The organism is Gillisia hiemivivida (assembly GCF_007997295.1).
GTDB classification, from domain to species: Bacteria; Bacteroidota; Bacteroidia; order Flavobacteriales; family Flavobacteriaceae; genus Gillisia; species Gillisia hiemivivida.
The window spans coordinates 203,063-218,681 of record NZ_VORY01000003.1; the positions used below are offsets into that span (position 1 = coordinate 203,063).

16 protein-coding genes are annotated in these 15,619 nt (G+C 35.2%); 13 read left to right on the forward strand and 3 right to left on the reverse strand.

Annotated elements, in window-relative coordinates; genetic code table 11:
- Positions 1 to 9 precede the first annotated feature (9 nt).
- The 7 genes from ES724_RS05005 to ES724_RS05035 all read left to right on the forward strand — a co-directional run bounded on the left by ES724_RS05005 (position 10) and on the right by ES724_RS05035 (position 7,254).
- A complete protein-coding gene (locus tag ES724_RS05005) occupies positions 10 to 1,713 on the forward strand; it encodes a NupC/NupG family nucleoside CNT transporter (protein ID WP_146930392.1) in 1,704 nt (567 codons plus the stop codon).
- Between the two features lie 127 nt (positions 1,714 to 1,840).
- The gene (locus tag ES724_RS05010) at positions 1,841 to 2,815 is read left to right on the forward strand and encodes a YihY/virulence factor BrkB family protein (RefSeq protein WP_146930395.1); all 975 of its coding nucleotides are present in this window, start codon (positions 1,841 to 1,843) and stop codon (positions 2,813 to 2,815) included.
- A gap of 302 nt (positions 2,816 to 3,117) precedes the next feature.
- Positions 3,118 to 3,942, forward strand: a complete 825-nt coding sequence (locus ES724_RS05015; RefSeq protein WP_146930398.1) for a thymidylate synthase — start codon at positions 3,118 to 3,120, stop codon at positions 3,940 to 3,942.
- A gap of 78 nt (positions 3,943 to 4,020) precedes the next feature.
- Positions 4,021 to 4,437, forward strand: a complete 417-nt coding sequence (locus ES724_RS05020; protein ID WP_146930401.1) for an energy transducer TonB — start codon at positions 4,021 to 4,023, stop codon at positions 4,435 to 4,437.
- A gap of 139 nt (positions 4,438 to 4,576) precedes the next feature.
- Complete coding sequence (egtB, locus tag ES724_RS05025) at positions 4,577 to 5,743, forward strand: ergothioneine biosynthesis protein EgtB (RefSeq protein ID WP_146930404.1); 1,167 nt, start codon at positions 4,577 to 4,579, stop codon at positions 5,741 to 5,743.
- A 15-nt stretch (positions 5,744 to 5,758) separates the two neighbouring features.
- Complete coding sequence (locus tag ES724_RS05030) at positions 5,759 to 6,727, forward strand: L-histidine N(alpha)-methyltransferase (protein WP_146930407.1); 969 nt, start codon at positions 5,759 to 5,761, stop codon at positions 6,725 to 6,727.
- A 245-nt stretch (positions 6,728 to 6,972) separates the two neighbouring features.
- Positions 6,973 to 7,254, forward strand: coding sequence for a DUF427 domain-containing protein (locus ES724_RS05035; protein ID WP_026837576.1), 282 nt, complete (start codon positions 6,973 to 6,975; stop codon positions 7,252 to 7,254).
- On the opposite strand, the gene ES724_RS05040 is transcribed toward ES724_RS05035, so the two are convergent.
- Positions 7,255 to 8,343 (reverse strand): aminotransferase class V-fold PLP-dependent enzyme, encoded by a 1,089-nt coding sequence (locus ES724_RS05040; protein ID WP_146930410.1) that lies wholly within the window; start codon positions 8,341 to 8,343, stop codon positions 7,255 to 7,257. It lies immediately after the preceding gene.
- Positions 8,344 to 8,378: 35 nt separating this feature from the next.
- Between ES724_RS05040 and ES724_RS05045 the strand changes: the two genes are divergently transcribed.
- The 4 genes from ES724_RS05045 to fabD all read left to right on the forward strand — a co-directional run bounded on the left by ES724_RS05045 (position 8,379) and on the right by fabD (position 11,000).
- The gene (locus ES724_RS05045; RefSeq protein ID WP_317129747.1) at positions 8,379 to 8,864 is read left to right on the forward strand and encodes a 2TM domain-containing protein; all 486 of its coding nucleotides are present in this window, start codon (positions 8,379 to 8,381) and stop codon (positions 8,862 to 8,864) included.
- Between the two features lie 4 nt (positions 8,865 to 8,868).
- Positions 8,869 to 9,351 carry a dihydrofolate reductase gene (locus ES724_RS05050; protein ID WP_146930413.1) on the forward strand — a complete coding sequence of 161 codons (483 nt, stop codon included), beginning with the start codon at positions 8,869 to 8,871 and terminating at the stop codon, positions 9,349 to 9,351.
- Between the two features lie 169 nt (positions 9,352 to 9,520).
- Positions 9,521 to 10,021 carry a pyridoxamine 5'-phosphate oxidase family protein gene (locus ES724_RS05055; RefSeq protein ID WP_146930416.1) on the forward strand — a complete coding sequence of 167 codons (501 nt, stop codon included), beginning with the start codon at positions 9,521 to 9,523 and terminating at the stop codon, positions 10,019 to 10,021.
- Between the two features lie 97 nt (positions 10,022 to 10,118).
- Positions 10,119 to 11,000 (forward strand): ACP S-malonyltransferase, encoded by an 882-nt coding sequence (gene fabD, locus ES724_RS05060; protein ID WP_146930418.1) that lies wholly within the window; start codon positions 10,119 to 10,121, stop codon positions 10,998 to 11,000.
- 391 nt (positions 11,001 to 11,391) lie between these two features.
- Here the strand turns inward: fabD and ES724_RS05065 are convergent, their stop codons facing one another.
- Both ES724_RS05065 and ES724_RS05070 read right to left on the reverse strand, forming a co-directional pair.
- Complete coding sequence (locus ES724_RS05065; RefSeq protein WP_146930421.1) at positions 11,392 to 12,672, reverse strand: metal-dependent hydrolase family protein; 1,281 nt, start codon at positions 12,670 to 12,672, stop codon at positions 11,392 to 11,394.
- 9 nt (positions 12,673 to 12,681) lie between these two features.
- Positions 12,682 to 13,815, reverse strand: coding sequence for a DegT/DnrJ/EryC1/StrS family aminotransferase (locus tag ES724_RS05070; protein ID WP_146930424.1), 1,134 nt, complete (start codon positions 13,813 to 13,815; stop codon positions 12,682 to 12,684).
- Between the two features lie 97 nt (positions 13,816 to 13,912).
- On the opposite strand from ES724_RS05070, the gene ES724_RS05075 reads away from it, so the two are divergent.
- Positions 13,913 to 15,163, forward strand: a complete 1,251-nt coding sequence (locus ES724_RS05075) for a 3-deoxy-D-manno-octulosonic acid transferase (RefSeq protein ID WP_170249849.1) — start codon at positions 13,913 to 13,915, stop codon at positions 15,161 to 15,163.
- Positions 15,164 to 15,281: 118 nt separating this feature from the next.
- Positions 15,282 to 15,518 carry a hypothetical protein gene (locus ES724_RS05080; protein WP_026837584.1) on the forward strand — a complete coding sequence of 79 codons (237 nt, stop codon included), beginning with the start codon at positions 15,282 to 15,284 and terminating at the stop codon, positions 15,516 to 15,518.
- The last annotated feature ends 101 nt before the right edge of the window (positions 15,519 to 15,619 follow it).

The window sequence follows — 15,619 nt, forward strand, 5'->3', positions numbered from 1 at the left end:
TAGTTATTTATGAAGAAATACTGGTGTTGCCTGTTCTTTGTTTTATTCGGAATTATTACCGCCCATTCCCAAACAATTTCAAAATCATGGACTTTTCAGTCTGTAAAAGATAGTACTCAAACTCTTTCTGGATTCGCATCTGAAGATATAATGACCCTAAAAGATGGTCGTTTTACTATAAATTCTGAAGAGGAAGCAATAGCGCAAGGAGATTATTTGTACCAAAATAATCTTTTGGTATTCTTTTATAGTCAGCCTGCTGGAGATTCAATAAAGAAATTTAGGATAGCAGAATTAACTGAAGGCTCTCTTCAATTATCAGATAACTCAAACACTTATACATTTAGTGAAACCCCTTTGTTAATAGAAGAGGTTATCCCTGTTAGTACAGATAAACAAATGATTCCTAGTGCCGGGATCTCTTTTAAAAGTGTTTCTAGAGGTCTTTTAGGAATGGCTTCGCTATTGCTAATTGCTTTCTTATTTAGCAGCAGCAGAAGATCTATTAACTGGAAGACAGTTCTTATTGGATTAGGAGCACAGATGTTACTCGCAATTGGAGTTTTAAAAATCACATTGGTAAAAAATATATTCGAATTTGTTGGTGGGATCTTTGTATTGATCCTTGATTTTACAAGAGCTGGAAGTGAGTTCTTATTAGGTGGAATGATGGATATAGATAGTTTTGGATTTATATTTTTATTCCAAGTATTACCAACAATCATATTCTTTTCGGCATTAACTTCAGTATTGTTTTACTTAGGAATTATTCAAATTGTAGTAAAAGGAATGGCTAAGGTGCTAACCAGAATCATGGGGATTTCCGGAGCTGAAAGTTTGAGTGTTGCCGGAAACATCTTTTTAGGACAAACCGAAGCTCCTTTAATGATCAAAGCATATTTGGAACGAATGAACCGTTCAGAAATGTTGCTGGTTATGATTGGTGGTATGGCTACTGTTGCAGGTGGAGTGCTGGCAGCTTATATAGGTTTTCTCGGGGGAAATGATCCTGAACTTAGACTACAATTCGCAACACATTTACTGGCAGCTTCTGTAATGGCAGCGCCAGGAGCTATTGTGATTTCAAAGATATTATATCCTCAAGTTGAAGCTATTAATACAAATGTGGAGGTTTCTTCAGAAAAAATTGGATCTAATATTTTAGATGCAATCGCAAATGGAACTACAGAAGGTCTTAAACTTGCTGCAAACGTTGCTGCTATGCTACTAGTGTTTATTGCTTTTATAGCTATGATAAACTACCTGCTAGGTTGGATTGGGGGAATTACGACCCTGAACTCGGTAATGGCAGATTACACTCCTTATGATAAGTTTTCTTTAGAATCTATACTTGGAACCATTTTCGCTCCATTAATGTGGCTCATAGGAGTTGCAAAGGAAGATATGATGCTTATGGGGCAATTGCTTGGAATTAAGCTTGCGGCGAGTGAATTTGTAGGTTATATACAGTTGGCAGATCTTAAGAATCCAATGAATGCCTTGAGTTTAAACTATGAAAAATCGGTGATCATGGCTACTTATATGCTTTGTGGATTTGCTAATTTTGCTTCCATTGGAATCCAAATTGGAGGAATTGGATCTTTAGCCCCAGGACAGCGGAAGGTGCTTTCAGAATTTGGTATGAAAGCCTTATTAGGTGGAACCATTGCATCGCTTTTATCGGCAACTATTGCCGGGATGATTATTGGGTAAAATCATAAATTACAGTAAGTTTTAGAAAAATTTATAATTTCATTTTCTTTATAGCTTTATTTATTTCTATCTTAAACCATGTTATTTTATAATTGGATTTATCGATTCAGTATAAATATTTATATCTATGGAAAAAAAGGTAAAGAAAATAAAAAATAGGGGGTATGAAGCTGAAAAGCCACATCATATTCCGCTTGCCGGGTGGCTAGATATTGGGAAAAGGGTTTTTTCCGAGATAAAGAGAGATCATGTTCAGATAGTATCTGCCGGTGTAGGTTTCTATTTTTTCTTGGCATTATTTCCAACTATTGTTGCAGCCATTTCGGTTTATAGCCTGGTTTTAGAAACTTCACAAATTCAGGAACAAATTTCAAGACTCAGTACAATCTTGCCTGAACAGGCCTATGGAATGATTATCAATATTCTGCAACCTGTATTGGAGCAATCTAAAAAGGAAATTGGCTGGGGATTAACCGTTAGTATAGCAATAAGTTTATGGAGTGCCAACAGAGGAACCAACGCTCTTTTTGAAGGGGTAAATATTGCCTATAATGAGCTGGATCAAAGGAATATTATCAAAAAGAACCTTATTACGCTAATCTTTACTCTTGGAGCAGTGGTATTGGGATTGATTAGTTTATTGTTTATAATTTTCTTTCCAATTCTAATTGAAAAAGTAGGATTGCCAAAGCAAATAGAGGGTATTCTGGGGTGGTCCCGATGGATTGTCCTTGGTATTATTCTTATTCTAAGTTTAAGTATGGTTTACAAAATTGCACCGAACCGCTCCAATCCACGATTTAAGTGGGTGAGCCCAGGCGCGATTTTAGGAACTATATTCTGGTTAGCAGGCTCCCTTCTGTTTTCATGGTATGTTAAAAACTTTGGTAGTTACGATGATCTCTATGGCAGTTTTGCTGCCGTTATTATACTCATGCTATGGTTATTTCTTACCGCTTTTATCGTATTAATGGGTGCAGAAATAAATTCAGAAATAGAGCACCAAACTATGTTCGATACAACGGTAGGCGAGCAAAAACCGATGGGAGAAAGGGGAGCATATCACGCGGATCATCATGCCAAGAAGCCTGAAGAGGATTAGCTTATAATATTACGAGACTATCTTTAGTTATTTACTCTTACTATCTTCTAAAAAAATGTTTTTACGAAAGGAGTAAGGTTCTCAAAATGGACTATAAATCATATAAAAACGGCCGTACCTAAAGCAAAGCCCTAAGTCTTACTTTATGCTTTTTTAATTAACAAAAGTTTAGAAATTTTATTTTCGATACTTACAACCAGTTTTAATTGTGGCGTTAATAACTATTCATAATTCTAGGGGGAATCTAAATTTGAAAATCTAATCAATTCAGTAATTTAGGCGGATCTTAAAAAGTGTAGATTATGCAGCAATATCACGACTTGGTAAAACATGTTTTAGAAAACGGAACTCAAAAAGGAGATAGAACAGGAACAGGTACAAAAAGCGTGTTTGGATACCAAATGCGATTTGATCTAAGTAAAGGATTTCCAATGGTGACAACCAAGAAACTCCACTTAAAATCTATTATTTATGAATTGCTTTGGTTCTTAAAGGGGGATACCAATGTTGGGTATCTACAAGAAAACGGAGTACGGATATGGAATGCTTGGGCCGATGAAAATGGAGATCTTGGACCAGTATATGGTCATCAATGGAGAAACTGGAATAGTGAAGATATAGACCAGATCAAGGAATTAATATATACATTAAAAAACAATCCGAATAGCCGAAGAATGTTAGTTTCTGCTTGGAATTCTTCGGTTTTGCCGGATACTTCTAAATCTTTTTCAGAAAATGTTGCTAACGGGAAAGCAGCTTTACCGCCATGTCATGCGTTTTTTCAATTCTATGTAGCAGATGGTAAATTATCTTGTCAGCTTTATCAGCGCAGTGCCGATATTTTTCTTGGAGTTCCTTTTAATATTGCCTCCTACGCTTTGTTTACAATGATGGTAGCACAGGTATGTGGTTACGAAGCCGGGGATTTTATTCATACCTTTGGTGACGCTCATATTTATAATAATCATATTGAGCAGCTGGAACTTCAGTTAAGCAGAGATCTAAGAGCCTTACCCCAAATTAAGATCAATCCAGACGTGACAGATATTTTTGATTTCAAGTTTGAAGATTTCAGCCTTGAAAATTACGATCCGCATCCGCATATAAAAGGAAAAGTTGCGGTTTAACTCTCATCGAGGGTTTAATTTATGGAAGCCTGCCCAAAAAATTAGGTGATTGTTACTCGGATTTAAAAATACCTACTTATGAAAAATTTACTTTTTATTGCCGCATTAATTTTGTTTACCACAGCTTCCCAAGCCCAAGAAGGAGTTACAGTTAAAGGAAACACCATCACTATGAAAGATATTGGTCCGGTTTGGCCTGGCTGTGAGAAGAGTGAACTTTCTGCAGAGGATTGCTTTAATAAGCAACTTGCCAAGCATGTTAAATCTAACTTTAAATATCCAAAGGATGCTAACGGAAAGATCGTTAGAGGAAAATCTGTAATCACTTTTTATATAGATGAAAACGGAAAAGTATGCAAAGTTTCTGCTGAAGGCTCTGAGAAATTGGTGAATCAAGAGGCTGTGCGTATCACTAAATTATTTCCTGTTATGAAACCTGGGAATAGAGGCGGAAAAAAAATCGAAGTCAAATATAAGATGCCGTTTAACTTTTAGTACCTCTTTGAGCTTAAATTTGTCTCTTATCAATATAATAGGATTCATTTGACTTTAACTTCTCCTTAACTCACGTTGATTTCACCCATTCCTAAAAAATTGTAACTTTGGATGGTAGCCTTATGTTACCATCTGACCTATGATCTCAAAAGAAAATTTATTTCAACTTTTTACTGAAACAAGAACGCAAACCGAAATTATTTGTGCTCCCTTGGAAATTGAAGATTATGTGGTGCAGCCTATAGCAGATGTCTCGCCTCCAAAATGGCATTTGGGTCATACTACCTGGTTCTTTGAAGAGTTTGTTCTGAAGAAATATCAGAAAGACTATAAGTTGTTTGATGAAAATTCTGCTTTCGTTTTTAATAGTTATTACGAAAGTGTAGGGGAGAAGGTAGTGAGAACCGATAGGGGGAATTTATCTCGCCCAACCGTAGCTTGGATTTATGAATACCGTTCTTATGTGACCAAAGCTATTTCAGATCTTTTTAATAGTTCTACAAATTTTTCAGAAGAGCTTTTTAATGTGATGGAAATAGGTTGCCATCACGAAAAGCAGCATCAAGAATTATTGCTAACAGATATTAAGTACATTCTAGGAAACAATCCTTTGTTACCTACTTATAAGGATAATTTTAAAGAAAATTCTGTGCAGGAATTTCAGCAAGAATTTTTAACTATCCCAGAAGGTGTTTATGAAATAGGTCATGAGGGAGATTCTTTCTTCTATGACAATGAAATAGGTAGGCATAAAGTATATTTGAATCAATATGAGATCTCTAATAAATTGGTTACCAATGGGGAATATTTAGAATTCATAAAAGATAAAGGCTATAAAGATGTGTTGCTATGGCATGCGGAAGCTTGGGATTGGATAAATACAGAAAAAATCACAGCTCCTTCTTATTGGCATTATGTAGAAGGTAATTGGAAACAATATACCTTAAGTGGATTAAAAGATTTAGATCTTGAAGCTCCTTTAGCCCATATTTCCTATTATGAAGCCTTCGCTTTTGCACAATGGAAAGGAATGCGATTGCCTACAGAATTTGAATGGGAAGTTGCGCAAGAGAAGTTCAAATGGGGAAGCAGATGGGAATGGACAGAAAGCTCTTACAATCCATACCCTAATTATAAAAAAGCAGATGGTGCATTAGGAGAATACAACGGGAAATTTATGGTAAATCAAAAAGTGCTTCGGGGAGGTTCGGTTGCCACTTCTGTAAATCATACTCGCGCTACCTACAGAAACTTTTTTCACCCACATTTAAGATGGCAATTTACCGGTGTAAGACTTGCTAAATAATTCGACTTCTAGTACATGAAAAATAATACAAAAACGCGCTTTACTTCTGCTTTTGAAGAAGATGTTTACTCTGGTCTAACCAGTTACCCTAAGCATTTATCTTCTAAATATTTTTACGATAAGAAGGGGGATAAGTTGTTTCAGGATATTATGAATTTACCTGAATATTATCTCACTAATTGTGAGTATAATATTTTAGCAAACAACACTCAGGAAATTGCTGATGCATTTACGGGAGCTAATGGTTTCGATTTAATTGAGCTTGGAGCAGGGGATGGTAAGAAAACAAAATTATTATTGAGATATCTCACAGATAAGAAGATAGATTTCGATTATTTGCCTGTAGATATTAGCCAGAATGCATTAGATGAATTAGAGGGATCTCTTAAAAAAGAATTGCCTTCTATTTCTGTGAAGCCACAACAAGGAACCTATTTTAAAACCTTAGAGCGCTTATCTGATTATAACTCTCGAAAAAAAGTGATCCTGGTCTTAGGGTCTAATATTGGAAACCTTCTTCATAAGGATGCAATAGATTTCCTGAAACAGATACAAGAGGCTATGAGCCCAGATGACATGCTTTTTATGGGCTTCGATCAGAAGAAGAATCCTCAAACTGTTTTAGATGCCTATAATGACCCAACAGGTGTTACTGAAGCTTTTAATAAGAATGTTTTAGAAAGGATAAATAGCGAATTGAATGGAGATTTTGATCTTGAATCCTTTTTCCACTGGGAAACTTATAATCCTGAAAGCGGTACTGCGAAAAGCTTTTTAATAAGTAAAGAAAAGCAAACGGTAACTATTAATGACCTAGCTCTTACAGTGAATTTTGAAGCTTGGGAAAGTATACATACCGAGATCTCCCAAAAATACGATAATATGATCGTAGAGTGGCTTGCTAGCCAGGCAGATCTTAAGGTGACTGATTCTTTTGCAGATGAAAAGCATTTTTACAAGAATTATATTTTCAGAAAAAAATAAATTTTTGAATTAGAATAAATAAGAACTGATTGTCAGTTTTTTTTGCCAGTAATCACAAGCAACTAACTATATTTAGGTTTTACCTTATGTTGATCCTATATATAACTATCGGAATTGTTTCAGCATCCCAGTAAAGTCTGGAAGAGATCCTGAAACTCCCGGTGTTTCCGGACAGGGTAACGAGATGGACTGTTGTGTTTCTGGACGTAAAACAGATATAATAATAAGAATTAAAATTATTTGATATGAAAGCTATTTGGAATGATACGATAATCGCTGAAAGTAACGATACAAAAGTGGTGGAAAACAATCATTATTTCCCACAAGAATCTATAAAGTCTGAATATTTTAAACCAAGCAACACTACATCCAGATGCCCTTGGAAAGGGGAAGCGTCTTACTATAATGTAGAAGTTGACGGGAAGACCAATAAAGATTCAGCTTGGTATTATCCCCAAGCCAGCCATGCTGCAAAACCAATTGAAAATTATGTGGCTTTCTGGAAAGAGATCAAGGTGACAGAATAACTACTTTTGATGATATTCCTTTAGCGCAGTTACCAAAAGGTCAATTTCTTCTTCGGTATTAAAATAATGGAAACTTACTCGAACCCCCGGGGTCTTTAGGGAACTTATAATATTTTTACTGTTTAAGAACTCAAGGAGTTTATCATCTCCTCCAATATTAAATATAGAAGAATGTTGAGTTCTTTTTACTACAGCTTCCTCTAGTAAACCGAGTTTTTCAAACTCTTCTTTAGCCTTTTTAGATAAGAGCTTAATCCGTTCTTCAATTAGATCTATTCCAACGGAGTTTATAAATTTTATAGCAGCCATTACACTGCCAAAATTTAAGGTATCTTGATGTCCTGGTTCAAATTTCCCTAGAAAATTCCCTTTATGGGCTTTATATTTTCCTTGTAACGAATTGAATCCAAATCTTTTAGGGTCTATTTTCTTCGGCACATCTTCTTGAAACAACATAATTGCATTCCCATAACCTGCATTCATCCACTTATAACCACTTGCAATTACAACATCTATTTTGGATGCATCAAAATCGAATCTTTCAGTTCCAATAAATTGAGTTCCATCAGCCACGAAAAGTGTGTCAGGAAATTTTTCTTTCATTTCCTTCAAAAAAGCAGTTTCTAATTTTATTCCATTTTCATACTGAACAATGCTAAAGCAAAACAGATCTGGTCGATTTTTTGTAAGGGCATTCTCTATGTTTTTTTCTAAATTCTCATCGATTTTCGCATAACAAACATCAAACTCCCTGGAGTTCACCGCCCAATTTATAGAAGGATAGTCTTCTTTTAATAAAAGGATCTTACTTGATTTGTCTATACCCTCTAAAAGCGTATTGAATCCGCTTGAGAAATTATGGATTAAGCCAACTCTGTTGGGTGCACAATTAAAAAAATCTCCTACTGTCTCACGAACCTTCTCTAAGATCTCTCCTTGTTTATCTCTAAAAACACTCCCCGAAATAAGCAGATCCAGATCGTGATCTTGGCGATATTCGAATACCTTTTCAGATAATAATCCACAGGAAGCATTATTTAAATATACATATTGGCGTAGGGCAGGAAAGGCTTTTCTTAAATTCTTCATAAGCATTTTAACAATAGACCAAAATTTCTGTAAATTTGGTAAACACTAAAGTACCTCTTATTATGTTTTCTAAAAAGAAAAACACTTCTAAACTAGATACAGATCAACGCCAGTTATATGAAAATGCTCGAGCCAGAGCACTTCAGAAAAAAAGATTGTTTCAGCATTTCGTGATCTTTTTGGTAGGTGCTGTGTTGTTAATAGTTTTAAATGTGGTGATTGGCTATCAGGAAGATTTTATGCCCTTAGGATATAATTGGTTTGTCTGGGCAATTTTAGCCTGGTCTTTTTTCTTTTTTATTCATGTTATAAATGTTTGGGTAACTAGCAGTTTTATGGGGAAAGAATGGGAGCAAAAGCAATTAGAGAAACTAGTTGCAAAACAAAAAGAGCGGATTGCTGAGCTTCAACAAAAAGTAGATCGTGACTATCCATTGTCTAAGGAGCCGGAAAACCCTATAATTACAGATAGTACAGAACCTAGAATTATTGAACCAAAGACAACAGACAAAAACTATTAATACTATGCTAACAATTATTGCAGCTGCAGGAGAGAATAATGAACTTGGAAAAGATAGTGGTTTGGTATGGCATCTGCCAGATGATTTTAAGCGATTTAAAAAACTCACTACAGGGCACCATATAATAATGGGTCGAAAGACTTTTGATACTTTTCCGCAGCCATTACCAGATAGAACTCATGTGGTAATTACTAGAAAAGATAACTTCAAAAAAGAGGGAATTGTTACGGTACATTCCTTGGAGCGTGCTATAGATTTTAGCAAGGGAGATCCTCAGCCCTTCGTTATTGGAGGTGGCGAAATATATAAGTTGGCGATGGAAAAAGCCAACAAGTTGGAACTTACTAGGGTTCACGGCACTTTTGAAGCAGATACTTATTTCCCGAAGATCGATGAAAAGATCTGGGTTCTTGAAAAGGAAGAGTTTCATGAAAAAGACGAAAGACACAAATATTCTTTTACCTACCTAACTTACGTTCGCCGTTAATTATTTATAAATTTCTATTGATTTATTTTACTAGATAAGTACTTTGTCTTTTCAGGAATAATTATGATTGCTTAAATATTTTCACAATTTTTAACAAAATTCGCTTAAGAATTGGCTGTTTATTAATTCATTAGATTTCGTTTGCTTGGTATCTTGCAAATAAAAAAAGATGAGCACAGAAAACTTAAATAATACGGAAGCATTAAAGAAAATGAGAAAATTGGTGAAAGATATCGATTTTTGCATGATGCTAACCGATTTGAATTCTAAGCCAATTAGCGCAATTCCTATGTCTACCAAAAAAGTTGATGAAGCTGGTAACATTTGGTTCTTGAGTGGGAAGAAAAGCGAGCATAACTCCAATATTTCGAAAGATTCAAAAACACAACTTTTGTATAGCAATAATTCCGATATGGAATTTATCAGTATTTATGGTTCGGCAACCATTCATTCAGATAAAGATATTATCCATGATCTTTACAGTAAAAGTGATGATGCATGGTTCGACGATAAAAACGATCCGAACATCACTGCCATAAAATTTGCGCCAAGTCAAGCGTATTATTGGGATACAAAACAAAATAAATATATAGCCTTGTTTAAAAAGGGAATGGCTACCATTACCGGGGATAAAGCAGATGTAGGAGAAAAAGGTAAGTTGAATTTATAGGCTAAAAAATTTAAAGGATCAATAGAAAAAGACCTCTAACATATAAGTTATGAGGTCTTTTTTTTTATTTCTATTTTAGCCATACTAAAATGAAATTATGAAAGCATATATATTTCCTGGACAAGGAGCGCAATTTACAGGAATGGGTTTAGATCTTTATGAGAAGTATCCAAAAGCACAAGAATTATTTGAAAAAGCAAATGATATTTTAGGCTTTCGAATTACTGATATCATGTTTCAGGGATCTGCTGAAGATCTTAAGCAAACAAAAGTAACACAGCCCGCAATATTTTTGCATTCCGTGATCATGAGTAAGATGATGGGAGATTCATTTAAGCCAGATATGGTTGCAGGACACTCGCTTGGTGAAATATCTGCTTTAGTGGCAAATAATACATTAGAGTTTGAAGCTGCTTTAAAATTAGTATATAAACGCGCTTTAGCGATGCAAGAGGCTTGTGAATTAGAGCCATCTACTATGGCTGCCGTTTTAGGGATGGAAGATGAATTAGTAGAAGCTATATGTGCTGAAATTGAAGGAACAGTAGTCGCTGCAAATTACAATTGCCCAGGACAATTAGTGATTTCAGGAAATTTAGCTGCTGTTGAAAAAGCATGTGAGGTATTGAAAGAAAGAGGCGCAAAGCGAGCACTAATCCTACCTGTAGGAGGAGCTTTTCACTCTCCTCTAATGGAGCCAGCTAGGAAAGAACTGGCAGAGGCGATTGAGGCAACAACTTTTAGCATTCCCAGCTGTCCAATTTATCAGAATGTAAGTACGTTCGCGGTGACAGACCCAGAAGAGATCAAGAAGAATTTGGTGTTTCAATTAACAGCACCAGTAAAATGGACGCATTCTGTTAAAAACATGATCGCCGACGGCGCAACAGAATTTATTGAAGTTGGTCCTGGTAAAGTATTACAAGGATTGGTGAAGAAAATAGATAGATCTGCTAATACTAGTTCGGCGGAAGTATAAAATAATCGAAATAATTATATCCTGTCATCCTAAAGTTTTTCATAAAACTTGAAAAAGTGGTAAAGAAGCAACATTAATAAGCGCTTATTCTCTTAATATCCTTATTTCAGGAAACTAAGTCCTTTGTTTTTGGTCTAAAAATCTTCAATCCATCGTCTTTTTTATCTGCCTTTCATTTCTTTTGCTCGTCCAAAAGAAACGAAGCAAAGAAAAAGACGCTTTTTTTAAGGAATTTTTTGGCAAAAAAGCCAAAAACCATGTTGAAATTACCGCGGAACAACGATTGAAAAATCGTCGCTCCTGAATCTCGGTAATTTCAACATATATTCTACAAAAAAGGATTAAAAAACCTAACTCTTGGATAATAGTTTACATTTAGAAATTAAATTCCCTAGTTTTTATAAACTTCACCTTCTTTCATTACAAATTGAACATCCTCTAAAGTTTTAATGTTTTTAGTTGGATCTTCCTTCACGGCAATAATATCAGCATAAAATCCCGGCGCTAATTGTCCAGATTCATTTTCCATATTTAAGATAAGTGCAGGAGTAATTGTTGCACTTTGAATTGCTATCATTGCAGGCATTCCAGCTTCTACCATGAACCCGAATTCTTTACCGTTCTCACCATGTGGATAAACTCCGGCATCTGTACCAAAAGCAATTCCAACACCTCTCTTATATGCTTTGCTGAAAGTATTCTGAATTTTAGGTCCTATTTCCAAAGCTTTTGGAACGATGATCTCTGGATAATATCCTTCAATCTTCGCCTTTTCTGAAACTTCTTTTCCTGCGGTAATTGTAGGAACTAAATAGGCATCATATTCTTTCATGAGATCCATGGTTTGTTCACTCATTAGAGTGCCATGTTCTATTGTTTTTACACCACCTTTAACTGCGCGTTGCATTCCCTCGTCCCCATGAGCATGTGCAGCTACATGAAATCCGTAATCTTTTGCGGTTTCTGTAATTGCTTTTATTTCTTCAATAGAAAACTGAGGATTGGAGCTTGATTTTGCTACACTCAAGACTCCTCCAGTTGCTGTGATCTTAATAAGATCTGCACCGTTTTTATAGCGTTGTCTCACTGCTTTCTTAGCATCTTCTGGTCCATTTACCACTCCTTCTTTTGGTCCCGGATCTCCCATTAATTCTCGGTTAAAACCATTAGTTGGATCTGCATGCCCTCCTGTTGTTGCTAAGGATTTACCTGCAGTAAAAATTCTGGGACCAACTACTTTCTTTTTATTTATGGCATTTCTTAAAGCAATATTTACGCCGCTTCCACCAAGATCTCTTACAGTTGTAAAGCCTGCCATGAGGGTTACTTTAGCGAATTTCACAGAATTAAATGCAAGATCAGCCTCATTTAATGTAAAAGGTTCCAGATAAGCTCCGGGATTAGATTCTCCTTCCATATGAACATGCATGTCTGTTAATCCGGGCATTACCGTCATTTCTCGAAGATCTATTAAACTATCACCTTCATTTTTTGGCTGAATATAACCATCTTCCACACTTTTAATCCTTTCTCCAGAAACAATGATAGTTTTCTCAGTAAGAATCTTACCATTTTTAGTGTCTACTATTTTTCCGCTTTGGATATAAATATCCTGAGCATTTACAGTTGAAGCGAATACAACTCCGCAAAGTATATATATTAGTTTTTTCATAGACTCATCTTAATTATTTACAAATTCAATAATAGTTTTTGTGATATGATCAATTTGGTCCGTATCTAACTCCGTATGCATAGGTAAAGAGATCACTTCTTTTACTAATTGATTGGTTACCGGAAAATCTGCTTCGTTATATCTAGCGTCTTTATATGCTTTTTGGTTGTGTAAAGGAATTGGGTAATACACTCCACAAGGAATATTATTTTCATTTAGGTGTTTTACCAAAGCATCTCTTTTCCCGTTTGTGATCTTTAATGTGTATTGATGAAAAACATGCGTGTCACAATCTCCAGATCTAACTGGGGTTTTAATGTGCTCTTGATCTTTTAATGCCATATTATATCTAAAAGCAGCTGCTTTTCTTGCTTCATTATAGATGTCTAGTTTTGGTAATTTTGCACGAAGCACCGCTGCCTGAAAACTATCCAACCTAGAATTTACTCCTACTACGTCATGGTGGTAACGCTCATACATTCCATGATTCACCACTCCTCGTAAAGTATGAGCTAAATCATCATCATTGGTGAAAATAGCTCCACCATCCCCATAACAACCTAAGTTCTTTGATGGAAAAAAAGAAGTAGATCCAACATGTCCAATAGTCCCTGTTTTGTATGTCTTTGCTTCTTTAGAATGAAAATCTGCACCAATAGCTTGGGCGTTATCCTCGATCACATATAGATCATGAGCTTTGGCGATCTCCATGATTGCATTCATATCTGCGGTTTGGCCAAAAAGATGAACCGGAACAATAGCTTTTGTTTTTGGAGTAATTGCTTTTTTAATTGCTTCTGGATCAATGTTAAAAGTTTCCGGATCTACATCTACTAGGACTGGCGTTAATTGCAATAATGCAATAACCTCTACGGTGGCTGCGAAAGTAAAATCGGCAGTGATCACTTCATCTCCGGGTTTTAATCCAAGTCCCATCATGGCTATTTGAAGCGCATCTGTTCCATTTGCACAAGGAATAACATGCTTCACACCTAAATATTCTTCCAGCTCCTTTTGAAAATTTTGGACTTCAGGACCATTTATAAATGCCGAAGTGTTCATTATTTCTTGAAGAGAGTTATTAATTTGGTCTTTTATGGAGTCATATTGACCTTGAAGGTCAACCATTTGTATCTTTTTCATCTAATTTTTCTTGAAGTGCCACGAAAATACAAAATATAGCCCCTACCACCAATGCAATTTTTAGGAAAGAGGTATTTTAGCATTCAAATTAGAAAGCTTGCAAACACTTTATAACATATTGATCTGGTTGGCTGAAAAACTGCTGCCAATTTCAAAATTTTTCAATCCTAAAATGAAATTATTTGTTGAGGGAAGAAAGAATACTTTTCCATTATTAAAATCTCAGATCAATAAAGACGAGCGGGTAATTTGGTTTCATATGGCTTCTTTGGGAGAATATGAGCAAGGAGTGCCGGTAATGGAAAAGGTTAAGGAGCTATTTCCTACTCATAGAATTGTAGTGAGTTTCTATTCTCCATCGGGTTATGAGGTCAAGAAAAACTCGACCCTTGCAGATCTTGTGGTTTATTTGCCCTTGGATACAGCTAAGAATGTAAACTCATTTTTAGATCTTTTACATCCTGAACTTGCGATTTTTGTGAAATATGAATTCTGGCCAAATATTTTAAATGAACTTAACAGAAGAGATATTCAAACAGTATTGGTATCTGGTGGATTTAGAGAAGACCAACTCTTTTTTAAAATGACCAATAGCTGGTTTAAAAAACCTCTTGAAGCCTTCAATCATTTTTTTGTTCAGAATGAAAAATCTAAGTCATTGCTTAATTCTATAGGATTTAATAATGTTAGTGTAAGTGGCGATACGAGATTTGATAGGGTTGCAAATCAACTTCAGCTAAATAACAAATTAGATTTTATTGAAGAATTTTTAGATAACAAATTATGTATTGTTGCCGGAAGTACTTGGCCAGAAGACGAATCGCTTCTGAAGGAATTCATAATGCAAAACAACTGGGATGTCAAAATTATAATTGCGCCTCATACTATAGACCAAGACCGGATCAGGGCTTTTCAAAAAAGTATTTCAATTCCGTCTGTTCTCTTTACAGAAAGAGAGGGGAAACAATTATCAGATTCTAAGCTGTTAATTATAGATACGGTAGGTCTATTAACAAAGATCTATAGTTATGCAGATATTGCTTATGTGGGTGGGGCAGTTGGGACCACTGGGCTTCATAATATTTTAGAACCCGCAACATTTGGGATTCCGATTATTACAGGGACTAATTTTAATAAATTTCCAGAGGCCATTCATTTGGAAGCTCTTAAAGGCTTATATGCTGTGAATTCTAAACATGAAGTGATCTCAATCCTCAATAAGTTGATTGACGATCCTGAATTTAGACTCAAAACGGGTAGTATTTCAAAGAAATATATTCAGGAAAACGGTGGTGCTACAGAAATGATAAGTTCTTACTTTCAAGAAAATTTTGTTAAAATTGAATAAAACTATGCTCCTTTTTCTAATTATATCACCTTTTTTGCTAAAATATTCTAAAAATATAAACGCTTCATTCAATTATGTAGTAATTTCGACGATTAATTATAATACAAACTAAAATTATATGAAACGAGTTATTTATTTGACAGCTTTAATTTTAACAGGTGCTACAACGCTTATTTCTTGTAGGGATACTGCCGAAAAGGAAACGGTTATTGTAAAAGAAGTTAGAGTTGAAACTGAAAAAGCTGAACCTGTAGAGGAGCGTAAAGGGATTTTAGAGAGAACGGCACAAGAGGTAGATAAAGAAGTTAATAAAGAGGTAGATAAAAGAATTGATGAAATAGGTGACGATAACTAGTTCTCAATTTATTTTAATAAGATTAAGGATCTTATCCTTTTTTATTTATATTTATAAAGAATTGACTACTAATTACCAGACAAACCAATAACTACAAAATT

Coding starts and splice junctions, on each gene's coding strand:
- ES724_RS05005 (WP_146930392.1), top strand. CDS start 10: ATGAAGAAATACTGGTGTTGCCTGTTCTTTGTTTTATTCGGAATTATT.
- ES724_RS05010 (WP_146930395.1), top strand. CDS start 1,841: ATGGAAAAAAAGGTAAAGAAAATAAAAAATAGGGGGTATGAAGCTGAA.
- ES724_RS05015 (WP_146930398.1), top strand. CDS start 3,118: ATGCAGCAATATCACGACTTGGTAAAACATGTTTTAGAAAACGGAACT.
- ES724_RS05020 (WP_146930401.1), top strand. CDS start 4,021: ATGAAAAATTTACTTTTTATTGCCGCATTAATTTTGTTTACCACAGCT.
- egtB (WP_146930404.1), top strand. CDS start 4,577: ATGATCTCAAAAGAAAATTTATTTCAACTTTTTACTGAAACAAGAACG.
- ES724_RS05030 (WP_146930407.1), top strand. CDS start 5,759: ATGAAAAATAATACAAAAACGCGCTTTACTTCTGCTTTTGAAGAAGAT.
- ES724_RS05035 (WP_026837576.1), top strand. CDS start 6,973: ATGAAAGCTATTTGGAATGATACGATAATCGCTGAAAGTAACGATACA.
- ES724_RS05040 (WP_146930410.1), bottom strand. CDS start 8,343: ATGAAGAATTTAAGAAAAGCCTTTCCTGCCCTACGCCAATATGTATAT.
- ES724_RS05050 (WP_146930413.1), top strand. CDS start 8,869: ATGCTAACAATTATTGCAGCTGCAGGAGAGAATAATGAACTTGGAAAA.
- ES724_RS05055 (WP_146930416.1), top strand. CDS start 9,521: ATGAGCACAGAAAACTTAAATAATACGGAAGCATTAAAGAAAATGAGA.
- fabD (WP_146930418.1), top strand. CDS start 10,119: ATGAAAGCATATATATTTCCTGGACAAGGAGCGCAATTTACAGGAATG.
- ES724_RS05065 (WP_146930421.1), bottom strand. CDS start 12,672: ATGAAAAAACTAATATATATACTTTGCGGAGTTGTATTCGCTTCAACT.
- ES724_RS05070 (WP_146930424.1), bottom strand. CDS start 13,815: ATGAAAAAGATACAAATGGTTGACCTTCAAGGTCAATATGACTCCATA.
- ES724_RS05080 (WP_026837584.1), top strand. CDS start 15,282: ATGAAACGAGTTATTTATTTGACAGCTTTAATTTTAACAGGTGCTACA.